At 51.9% G+C, this 10,728-nt stretch carries 11 protein-coding genes; 2 read left to right on the top strand and 9 right to left on the bottom strand.

What is annotated here, in order from left to right; all coding sequences use genetic code 11:
- Window positions 1–627, top strand: a 627-nt coding sequence (locus VIN66_RS07470) for an efflux RND transporter permease subunit (RefSeq protein WP_331923397.1), incomplete at its 5' end; no start/stop codon positions are given.
- Complete coding sequence (locus VIN66_RS07465; protein ID WP_331923396.1) at window positions 620–1,651, top strand: efflux RND transporter periplasmic adaptor subunit; 1,032 nt, start codon at window positions 620–622, stop codon at window positions 1,649–1,651. The genes VIN66_RS07470 and VIN66_RS07465, both read left to right, overlap by 8 nt.
- Before the next feature lie 62 nt (window positions 1,652–1,713).
- On the opposite strand, the gene rraB is transcribed toward VIN66_RS07465, so the two are convergent.
- The 9 genes from rraB to VIN66_RS07420 all read right to left on the bottom strand — a co-directional run.
- Window positions 1,714–2,079: a ribonuclease E inhibitor RraB gene (rraB, locus tag VIN66_RS07460; protein ID WP_134059205.1), complete on the bottom strand. Its 366-nt coding sequence runs from the start codon at window positions 2,077–2,079 to the stop codon at window positions 1,714–1,716.
- Between the two features lie 4 nt (window positions 2,080–2,083).
- On the bottom strand, window positions 2,084–2,833 hold the full coding sequence (locus tag VIN66_RS07455; protein WP_331923395.1) for a 1-acylglycerol-3-phosphate O-acyltransferase: 750 nt from the start codon (window positions 2,831–2,833) through the stop codon (window positions 2,084–2,086).
- A gap of 93 nt (window positions 2,834–2,926) precedes the next feature.
- Complete coding sequence (parC, locus tag VIN66_RS07450) at window positions 2,927–5,215, bottom strand: DNA topoisomerase IV subunit A (protein ID WP_331923394.1); 2,289 nt, start codon at window positions 5,213–5,215, stop codon at window positions 2,927–2,929.
- A gap of 3 nt (window positions 5,216–5,218) precedes the next feature.
- Entirely contained in the window at window positions 5,219–6,625 is a 1,407-nt protein-coding gene (locus VIN66_RS07445) for a hypothetical protein (protein WP_331923393.1), read from the bottom strand.
- 29 nt (window positions 6,626–6,654) lie between these two features.
- Window positions 6,655–8,550: a DNA topoisomerase IV subunit B gene (gene parE / locus VIN66_RS07440; protein ID WP_226767785.1), complete on the bottom strand. Its 1,896-nt coding sequence runs from the start codon at window positions 8,548–8,550 to the stop codon at window positions 6,655–6,657.
- 35 nt (window positions 8,551–8,585) lie between these two features.
- Window positions 8,586–9,158 (bottom strand): YqiA/YcfP family alpha/beta fold hydrolase, encoded by a 573-nt coding sequence (locus tag VIN66_RS07435; protein WP_331923392.1) that lies wholly within the window; start codon window positions 9,156–9,158, stop codon window positions 8,586–8,588.
- Window positions 9,159–9,172: 14 nt separating this feature from the next.
- Window positions 9,173–9,934, bottom strand: coding sequence for a metallophosphoesterase family protein (locus tag VIN66_RS07430; protein WP_331923391.1), 762 nt, complete (start codon window positions 9,932–9,934; stop codon window positions 9,173–9,175).
- Window positions 9,934–10,374: a DUF1249 domain-containing protein gene (locus VIN66_RS07425; protein WP_331923390.1), complete on the bottom strand. Its 441-nt coding sequence runs from the start codon at window positions 10,372–10,374 to the stop codon at window positions 9,934–9,936. Before VIN66_RS07425 ends, VIN66_RS07430 begins: the two co-directional genes overlap by 1 nt.
- A 1-nt stretch (window position 10,375) precedes the next feature.
- Window positions 10,376–10,728, bottom strand: a 353-nt coding sequence (locus tag VIN66_RS07420; RefSeq protein ID WP_331923389.1) for an NUDIX domain-containing protein, incomplete at its 5' end; no start/stop codon positions are given.

Raw genomic sequence — 10,728 nt, 5'->3', positions numbered from 1 at the left:
CCTCCGATGCAACAGGCACTGCCAGAAGGTGCCAGCCTGCTGCTCAGCGGTAACGCCAGCCAGATGAACTCAGCAATAGACGAAATGCTGCTGAACTTCACGCTGGCTTTGCTTATCCTGCTGCTGCTGATGACTGCCTTGTTCCGCTCGTTACGCGATGCCTTGCTGGTGTTGCTGGTGATGCCGCTGGCCGTTGCTGGCGGCGTCATGGCACTGGCGCTGGTCAATTTGTTTACCACACAGTCGCTCGATCTGCTGACGATGATCGGTTTTATTATTTTGCTGGGATTGGTGGTTAACAATGCCATCCTGCTGGTTGATCAGACCCGCAGCGGTGAGCGTGAAGGCCTGCCAAGGCAGCAGGCGGTGCAACAGGCAATACTGCTGCGCGCCCGGCCGGTGTATATGAGCACATTAACCAGTTTATTTGGCATGTTGCCACTGATGCTGATCCCCGGTGTCGGCGCCGAAATCTACCGCGGCCTGGCGACTGTTATTGTCGGCGGCATGGCCATCAGTGCCCTGTTTACTCTGATCCTGTTACCTGCTGTACTGCAAATGCAGCGTCCGGTTTCAATGCGTATACGCAGTGCTACTGTCGCTGCCCAAGGAAATTCCCATGTATAAATCGATATTGCTCATCAGTTGTTTATGCAGTTCGCTGGCCTTAGCGCAAACGGCGCCGGCAACGTCAGTACAGCTAACAGAAAGCCGGCTTTCCTACGAAGTACCGACAATGGATATTGCTGGCACCATATCCAGCCTGAATAACACTGAGCTGACAGCTGGCATTGATGGCCGCCTGAGCTGGGTGGCCGAAGCCGGCACCACAGTGCAACGCGGTGACCTGTTGGCGCAGCTGGATCCGCAGCCACTGCAGCTGCAAAAAGCCGAGCTGACAGCCCAGCACCAGCGGGCCATGTTGCAAGCAGACTATTTCAGCCGTGAATACAAAAGGCTGCAGGACTTACAACAAAGCCAGAGTGTTTCACTGTTACAGCTGGATAAAGCCCGTTCTGATTACCAGCTGGCACAAGCCGATGCTGACATCATGGCGGCCCGTATTGCACAGATAGATGATCAGTTAAGCCGAACAGAAGTCAGGGCACCTTTTGCCGGTATCGTGGCTGAACGCTTGCGCGAAGCCGGTGGTGATGTGCTGCGCAACACCGCCCTGCTCCGTTTACAGGATATTTATCAGCTTGAGGTGCGGGCTTATATTCCGCTGCAATACCTGCGTTTTGTCCACCTTGGTGACACCCTGACTATCAGCAATCAACAACAACATGGCAGCGCGGCAGTAACAGCATTGATCCCGGCAGCAGATGCGCAAAGCCAGCGCGCTGAACTGAGGTTAAAACTGGGTAAAGCCTCTGCTGCCTGGCTGGCTGGCGAGCTGGTCAGTGTCAAAGTCGCCACCCGTGATGCCAAAGCAGCAGTGACAGTGCATCGTGACGCCTTACTGCTGCGCAGCGACGGCACCTATGTGGTGACAGTGGATGACAACAACGTCGCGCACCGTAAAGCGGTAAAAATCAGCGACGGCAACGGCGATTGGGTCACGGTAGATGAAGGCTTACAAGCCGGTGAGAAAGTGGTCACCCGCGGCGCCGAGCGTTTACGTGATGGCCAGACCGTATCGCAAAGCTGATTGCTGACATACGCCGGCACGGCAACAAAAAAGCCGCTTTACAGCGGCTTTTTCAGCAGGATTTATTCTTCGTCATCATATTCGACGTCATCATCACCCTCAAAGTAGGTGCCCCAGCCGTCGTATTCCACTTTATGTTTATGCGCCAGTTCCTCAAGCTTAATCGCATCGGCAACAATACTGTCGGCATCAAGCGACTGCTCACGTATTGCATCAAACACCCAGGCGTTACCGCCGTCTTCAAACTCAACTTCTTCGGCATCGGTCACTTCATAGCCAAGCTTAAACAGCTCGACAGCCAGTTTTTCCAGCTTGGCAAAGTCTTTGTCGTAGAAATGGTGCTCGATGGTGTACAACGCATCCGGATCGCTGCCATCTTCCAGTAATGCACCTATAGTGTCTTCAGTAAATTCCTGCCAATTTTCCATAAAATTACTCTTTCGCTGCAATAGTGCTGGCAGTGTAGTCGTTGCCCAGTTCGCTATCAAGTAAAGCAATCTGCTGTTGCATCTGCTGGTGCATACTTTGTGCAAACTCACGAATATTCATCTGCTCCCGGGCAGGCAACGCTACCGGCGCCATCAGCTGAATTATTACTTTGCCGTTGTTCCAGCGGTTCAGTTTAAACTGGTCGTGGGTACTGCTCATACAAACCGGCACCAATGGTACCGCTGCTTCCAGTGCAATATGAAAAGCGCCCATCTTAAAGGGCAACAAGCCACGGCCATAGCTACGCGTACCTTCGGGGAACATCCATACAGACAAGCGATCACGGTTAATCCGCTCGGCAGCTGCCAGCATAGTGTTAAGGGCTTTCGATTTGTTGTTGCGGTCAATCAGAATATTGCCGCTAAGCCAGTACAGCTGACCGAAAAACGGAATAAACTTTAGGCTTTTTTTACCAATGGTTACTGTGCGCGACTGCACAGCATTACTCATCACAAATAAATCCAGATTATTCTGATGGTTAGCAATGTACACATAAGGTGTGCCAGCTTCGATAGCCGGGTCACGGCGGATTTCGACCTCGATGCCAAACAGCCAGGCTACTTTGCCATACCAGTGCGAAAAAATACGCACATTTTCGGCATGAAACGGTCGCACCAGGCAAACCAGCAAACCGGCGACGGTGCTGACAATAAAGAATACTACTAACAACATTAAGCGAATTACCGCAATCACTGCTCTCTCCAGCCTGCAGCACCAACACCTGCACAAACACTATGTTTGCAACAAACAAAAAGGCGCCTGAAAAAGGCGCCTAGTATAGCGGCTTTAATCGTTACTGCTGGTTTGATCACTATCGCCGTCATTACCCTGACTAACCTGCACCTCATCAATGCGCTGCAGACCACGTGGCAACTTGTTGCCCCGCCGGCCGCGCTCACCGTGATAATGCGCCAGATCGTCCGCTTTCAGCCCCAGCTTGCGCTTGCCGGCTACCAGCGTCACGCTGCCATCAGCCGGTACTATTGCCAGCTGACAGACATACTCTTCACGACTGGCAGCACGGGCTGATGGAATAGACATCAGTTTATTGCCCTTACCTTTGCTGAGCTTAGGTAAATCCGCCACCGGAAACACCAGCATGCGGCCTTCATTAGAAATACACAGCACCAAATCAGTATCCGGTTGCTTCACTACCACCGGAGGTAAGACTTTTGCGCCTACCGGCAAGCTTAGCACGGCTTTACCGGCCTTGTTGCGGCTGAGTAAGTCGCTGTACTCGGCGACAAAACCATAGCCGGCATCACTGGCCAGCAGTAAGGCTTGCTTGTCATCGTCCAGCAGCACATGCTCAAAGCTCTCACCTGCCACCATCGCAAAGCGACCGCTTAACGGCTCGCCCTGGCCGCGGGCAGATGGCAGTTCATGCGCTTCGGTGGCAAAACTGCGGCCTGATGAATCGATAAATACCGCTTGCTGGTTTGAACGGCCACTGGCCATGGCTTTGAAGGCATCACCGGCTTTGTAACTTAACGCATTACCGTCAATATCATGGCCTTTAGCACAGCGCACCCAGCCTTTTTCCGACAGCACCACAGTAACGGCCTCGCTTGGCAGCAGTTCTTTTTCACTCAGCGCCTTGGCTTCGCCGCGCACCACTATAGGGCTGCGCCTGTCGTCACCGTATTTCTCAGCATCCGCCAGCAGCTCGTCACGAATAAGCTTGGTCAGTTTTTTCTCCGAACCGAGGATCGCCTGCAACTTATCACGCTCTTTGGCCAACTCGTCCTGCTCGCCGCGGATTTTCATCTCTTCCAGCTTGGCTAAATGGCGTAATTTCAGCTCCAGAATGGCTTCGGCCTGGCGCTCGGTAATGCCAAAGAATGACACCAACTCAGGTTTGGGCTCATCAAAAGTGCGGATAATACGGATCACATCATCAATGTTCAGAAAGGCTATTAATAAACCTTCCAATACATGTAACCGGTCCAATACTTTGTCCAAGCGGTATTGCAGGCGGCGGCGCACCGTATCGCGACGGAAGGTCAGCCATTCGGTCAGGATTTCCAGCAGGTTTTTTACCCGTGGCCGGTTATCCAGCCCCAGGATGTTGATATTAACCCGGTAGCTTTTCTCCAGGTCCGTGGTAGCAAACAGATGCTGCATCAACTGTTCAACGTCAATGCGGTTTGAACGCGGTACGATAACAATCCGGGTCGGGTTTTCATGATCCGACTCATCACGTAAATCACTGACCATTGGCAGCTTTTTCGCCTGCATCTGGGCAGCAATCTGCTCCAGCACTTTGGCACCCGATGTTTGATGCGGCAAAGCGGTAATGACAATATCACCATCTTCCTGCTGGTAAATAGCGCGCATTTTTACGCTGCCACGGCCGGTTTCGTAGATAGCGGCTAAGTCGGCTGCCGGGCTGATGATTTCGGCATCAGTCGGGTAGTCAGGTCCTTTTACGAACTGCATTAAATCCGTCACTGTACTGTGCGGATTGTCCAGCAAGGCGGCGCAGGCATGTGCCACTTCACGCGCGTTATGTGGCGGAATATCGGTTGCCATCCCCACCGCAATACCGGTAATGCCGTTGAGCAGAATATGCGGTAAGCGTGCTGGCAGCACTTTGGGCTCTTCCAGCGTACCATCGAAATTCGGCAGCCAATCTGTCGTGCCGGAACCCAGTTCAGACAGCAGTACTTCAGAAAAGCGCGACAGCTTGGCTTCGGTATAACGCATTGCCGCAAACGATTTCGGGTCGTCCGGTGCACCCCAGTTGCCCTGACCGTCGACCAGCGGATACCGGTAAGAAAATGGCTGAGCCATCAGCACCATAGCTTCGTAACATGCCGAATCGCCATGCGGGTGGAATTTACCTAACACATCACCAACTGTACGCGCCGACTTTTTGTACTTTGCCAGATGTGACAAACCCAGCTCAGACATCGCATACACGATACGCCGCTGCACCGGCTTTAATCCGTCACCAATATGCGGCAAAGCCCTGTCCATAATGACGTACATGGAGTAATTAAGGTACGCCTCTTCAGTAAAACGCCGCAGCGGAAGCTGCTCTACACCGTCATACGAAATTACTGTTTCTGTCATAACTTATCCTGTCTGGCCGGACACTTCTGCCCCGGTCGCTATAGATTTAGATTTTTTGCGGGTCAGCTGCCATAACAGCAGGATCAGCAACACCAATGTGCTACACCCCAACACCGCCAGCCACAAAAACTGTACCTGCCGGTCACGCTCTGCTTCTTTCAGTCGCAAAGCTTTAAGTTCATTATCCTGCTCCAGCAGGCGGTTCTGCTGCAGCTGCCGTTCATGATCAAAGCCGAGCCGCAGTTGTTCCAGTGCCAGCTCATTCTCTTTATTGCGCACATCCTGAAACAGGAAAACAAAATCGGTTAACTGCTGATAAGCCCGTTGATACTCACCTTGCTCTGCCAATAACTGGGCTTTTAAGTACCAGACATTAAGGCGGGTTGGGCTATCTTCAGCGACACTTTCATCCGTCAGCGCCTGCTCAGCCAGCACCACTTGCTGCATTGCCAGCGAACTTTGATTAAGCTTCTGATAAATAAGTGACTTTTCATAGTGATGCGTCGAAATATGCGAGGTGGATTGTAACTGAGGTAAATATTGCTCGGCTTTATCGATGTACGACAAGGCTGCGTCGCCGTTGCCACTGTCGCTGCTGGTAATAGCCAGCCCCAGATAGGCATGGTACAGGTTCACCTTATCATCAGCCTGCAGGCTTTTTTGCAGCATTTGATTATAGGTTTGCAACGACAGCTGATACTGCTCCAGATAGCTATAAGTGCGGGCCAGATTAAACAGCACCGTGATCTGATTTTTTTGCCAGCCCAATTGCTCGTACTGCTTTAGCGCTTCATTTAGCAGGCCAATCGCATCCTGTTCAAACGCCAGTGAGGCGTATAACAACCCGAGTTCAGCATTTATTTCTGCCAGCAGTTCAGCATCTTTCAGCGGCTGAGCACGTTGATAAGTATCTTTGAGTAACAGTAATGCCTGCTGTTCTTTATTTTGCGCACTGAGTAATGCAGCATGATTAATCTGCCCCAACAAAACATGCTTTTCATCATCAAGCAAAGTGGCCAGTTCCATCCCTTGCTGATAGTGCTGCATTGCCTGTTGATATTGTGTTTGCATTTCCAGCGCAAAACCCAGCTGATACAGCAGATCAACTTTTAACAGCGAGGGCTCTTTCCCGAGCAGAGCCAGCCCCCGCTCTGCCGCCTCCAGCTGTTCCTGATGCCGGCCCAGCGCTTTCATCAATGCCGCCTGTTGATAGTACCCGTTTGCCTGTACGTCAGGTGTCAGGCTTGCCAGCTCAGCCTGATGCTGTTGCAGCAGCTGTAACATTTGCTCAGGTTGCCGGTGCTTTTGCTCGTCTACCTGCGCCAGCCAGTCTGGCAGCGCCGCGGCAATAGCTGCCTGACTCAACAGCATGCCGGTACAAAACATAATTGCTGATAAATGTTTGTTCACAGTCTGACGCCTTGTGCTGAGTGCTGTTGTTAAACCGTAAGGGCCGCTTTGTCGCCTTTTTGCTCCAGCCATTCGCGACGGTCTGTCGAGCGCTTTTTCGCCAGCAACATATCCATGATTTCCATGGTTTGTGTTACGTCATCTATCGTCAGTTGCACTAAACGCCGGGTGTTAGGATCCATAGTGGTTTCACGCAGTTGCAACGGGTTCATCTCACCCAAACCTTTAAAACGCTGCACATTTACTTTGCCGCGTTTTTTCTCTGCTTCTATCCGGTCCAGAATGCCATTTTTCTCATCCTCATCCAGCGCGTAATATACCTCTTTGCCGATATCAATGCGGTATAAAGGCGGCATGGCGACATAAACATGCCCAGCCTCAACCAGATTACGGAAATGGCGCATAAACAAGGCGCATAACAAGGTGGCAATGTGCAGACCATCTGAGTCAGCATCCGCCAGAATACAGATTTTACCGTAGCGCAGTGCGGTCAAATCGTCACTGTCCGGGTCCATACCGATGGCGACAGAAATATCATGCACCTCCTGTGACGCCAGAATTTGGCCGGATTCCACTTCCCAGGTATTCAAAATCTTACCGCGCAGTGGCATAACAGCCTGAAACTCGCGGTCGCGCGCTTGCTTGGCACTACCACCTGCCGAGTCACCTTCTACCAGAAACAGTTCAGTCTGGTTTAAATCCTGTGATGAACAGTCCGCCAGCTTGCCGGGCAAGGCCGGACCTGAGGTCACTTTTTTACGTACGACTTTTTTGGCCGCTTTTAAGCGCTTTTGCGCGTTGTTAATACAAAAGTCTGCCAGGCTTTCTGCAATATCGGTGTGCTCGTTCAGCCATAAACTAAACGCATCTTTAACGATACCGGACACAAACGCGGCTGACTGACGCGATGACAGGCGCTCTTTGGTCTGACCGGCAAATTGCGGGTCCTGCATTTTTAACGACAGGATATAAGCACAGCGGTCCCAGATATCTTCTGCTGACAGCTTTATGCCGCGCGGCAACAGGTTGCGGAACTCACAAAATTCACGTAACGCTTCAAGTAACCCCTGCCGCAAGCCGTTAACATGAGTACCGCCCTGAGCCGTCGGGATCAGGTTAACATAGCTTTCGGTTACCAGTTCACCGCCTTCCGGCAGCCATAACAACGCCCACTCCACCGCTTCAGTACTGGCACTGAAACTGCCGACAAACGGCTTCTCCGGCAGGCAAACATAATCTTTAACTGACTCGGCCAGATAATCTTTAATGCCGGCCTGATAGCACCACTGGTACTGTTGCTGGTTTACTTTGTCATCGAAACTGACGGTCAGCCCCGGGCACAACACAGCTTTGGCTTTTAATACATGCAGCAGGCGGCTGACCGAGAATTTGGCAGAGTCAAAGTAAGATGCCGTTGGCCAGAACCGTACCCGGGTACCGGTATTGCGTTTACCCACAGTGCCGGTAATGCTAAGCTCAGACACCTTATTGCCATGCTCAAACGCCATTTCATAGACGTTACCGTCGCGGCGCACGGTGACATCAACCCGGCTCGACAAGGCGTTAACTACTGAAATGCCCACGCCGTGTAAACCACCGGAGAACTGGTAGTTTTTGTTGGAGAACTTACCGCCGGCATGTAAACGACAGAAGATCAGTTCAACCCCGGTAACGCCCTCTTCCGGGTGGATGTCCACCGGCATACCACGGCCGTTATCGATTACTTCAAGTGACTGATCATCATGCAAAATAACTTGTACTGCATCGGCATGCCCTGCCAGCGCTTCATCGACGCTGTTGTCGATAACTTCTTGCCCTAAATGGTTTGGCCGGCTGGTATCGGTATACATTCCGGGGCGACGCTGCACGGGTTCAAGCCCGGTCAGCACTTCAATCGAATCGGCATTGTACTGTTGTGATGTCATAGTCTCGGTCACTGGCTGATAGGATTAAGCGCGTTTTACGCAAGTTGGCAAAAGTTGGCAATAGTCTCCAGTTCGCTGGCATAGCCAACGTAACTGTGATCACCACCTTCGCTCAGTTTTATGGTTGCACCTTTATAGTATTCAAGCGCAAGACGGTAATCTAACACTTCATCGCCGCTTTGCAACAACAGCAGATAATTCTGTGGCTTTTGCAGCGCCGCCGGCATCATTTGTTGCAACTGGCTCATTTGCGCACCGGTAACATCAAAGTGCTGTTGCAACACCGGGTGATAATAGCGGCCCAGATGTTTATCCAATACCGTGTGCGGCGCCACAGCAGGGTTAATTAAACAAGCCCGGCAGTCAATTTGCTCGGCAATACAGGTGGCCAGAAAGCCGCCCAAAGAGCTGCCTATCAGAGCAACATCACGCCGTGGCCCTATCTGCTGCCTGATAAGATCCAGCGCCGCTGCAGGCTGATAGGGCAAATCCAGTGCGACATAATCAATATGCGGGTAATGCTGGCGGAAATACGCCGTGGTCTGCTGCGCTTTTTCTGACAGCGACGAGCTGGCAAAGCCGTGCAAATAGAGTATTTTACTGTTCATATTTTGTCTTGTTGTCATTCATACAGCCGCCGGAACTGCCAGCTGACATCTCCTTCGGCACTAAAAAACCAATCGCACCACTGCGGCCCTTCATTTACTGTCTGCCAGTGCGGCTGCGGCAGAAACTGCACTGAACTGGCCGGACAGCCTACCACAGTTACGCCCTGCTCTTGGCGCTGATAAGCATGATGAGCATGACCGTGCGCAATTCCCCTGATCCGCGGCTCGGTCATAATACTACGCCAAAGCGCAGTCTGATCCTGCTGACCGTGTTTATCGATAAAACAGTTAAGCGGCACAGGGTGATGATGGCAAAACAGCCAGATATTAGCTTGTGTGCTATCACGGCATTGCTGTGCCAGCCATTGCTGCTGCGTGCCGGGGAATACGCCAGCAGGCGTCGCACCTTTGGTATTTAACAATACCAGCTGCCAGCCCTGCAATTGCAGGCTCTGTTCTATACGAAAAGGGGGGGCAACACACAGCTGGCTTAGCATGGTTTCATCATCATGATTACCCGGCGTTACAAATACCGGGCACGTTAATCCCTGCATAATCTCAGCCAGCAGGCGGTATGACGCTTCGCTGTGATCCTGGGTGAGATCGCCGGTTAAAATCACCGCATCGGGCTGCTCTTTACGCAACTGCCTGATTATGGCAGCCAGATGCTTTGCAGGTTGCACCTGCTGATAATAACCGTCTGCACTTTGTAACAAGTGGCAATCAGTGATCTGCACCAGATAATAATTCTCTTTAGGCGTAAACCGATACTGCATTAACCGAACACCAGCTCCCGGTTAATGTAGCCCTGACCGGCACAGAGTTTCAGCCAGTCGCGCAATAGCAGGTTGATTTGCCTTTTTTCATCCGGCAGCAACATATCCAGATTGGGGTAATCATAGCGCGCTTTGAACCGACTGATATGCTGACAGGCCAGCACTTCGGCTACCTGGGCATCATGGTACAACCGCACCACAAAATGCGGCCGGAAAAAATGCTGCTGCTCGTCTATCAGTTCAATCTGTAAGGTAGTGGTAAAACGGGCGACATCGCTGACACTGATACAATAACGATGTTGCGCCGAGACCTGAATAACCGTCGACTGCCCCTGACGGGTATCGTCAGACAAATAGCGGTTCAGCTGCGCGTAATTACGTTCACACAGTGCGAGAAAATCCGGTAATTGTGGTACATATTTACGGCGCTTAAACCACACTTCAGGCTCCCCAGGCGTGTTTTACTTTGTCCAGATTAAGGGCCAGCCATTGCAGCGCAATGACACTGGCAGCGTTATCTATTTTTTGCTGCTCCAGCAGCTGCATTGCCACCGTGCGGGGCACCAGATGCACTTTAATATCTTCCTGCTCATCGGCCAAACCGAAAATGCCCTGCTGCACCGGCGCGGTAAGCTGGCCTAAAAACAGTTGGATCCGCTCAGTTGTGCCACCCGGGCTAGATAAGTAGCTAAGCATAGGCCAAAGTTCGCCTATTGTTAACCCGGCCTCTTCCTGCGCTTCACGCCGAGCGACCTGCTCAGCACTTTCGCCCGCTTCAATCATGCCGGCAATCG

The organism is Rheinheimera sp. (assembly GCF_036568245.1).
GTDB lineage: Bacteria > Pseudomonadota > Gammaproteobacteria > Enterobacterales > Alteromonadaceae > Alishewanella.
The sequence above is the reverse complement of the archived record's forward strand: the minus strand, read 5'-3'. Positions and strand labels throughout refer to the sequence as shown.

Excerpts from the sequence above, each read along its gene's own strand:
- VIN66_RS07435 (WP_331923392.1), bottom strand. The coding sequence starts at position 9,158 with ATGAACAGTAAAATACTCTATTTGCACGGCTTTGCCAGCTCGTCGCTG.
- parE (WP_226767785.1), bottom strand. The coding sequence starts at position 8,550 with ATGACATCACAACAGTACAATGCCGATTCGATTGAAGTGCTGACCGGG.
- parC (WP_331923394.1), bottom strand. The coding sequence starts at position 5,215 with ATGACAGAAACAGTAATTTCGTATGACGGTGTAGAGCAGCTTCCGCTG.
- VIN66_RS07430 (WP_331923391.1), bottom strand. The coding sequence starts at position 9,934 with ATGCAGTATCGGTTTACGCCTAAAGAGAATTATTATCTGGTGCAGATC.
- VIN66_RS07465 (WP_331923396.1), top strand. The coding sequence starts at position 620 with ATGTATAAATCGATATTGCTCATCAGTTGTTTATGCAGTTCGCTGGCC.
- rraB (WP_134059205.1), bottom strand. The coding sequence starts at position 2,079 with ATGGAAAATTGGCAGGAATTTACTGAAGACACTATAGGTGCATTACTG.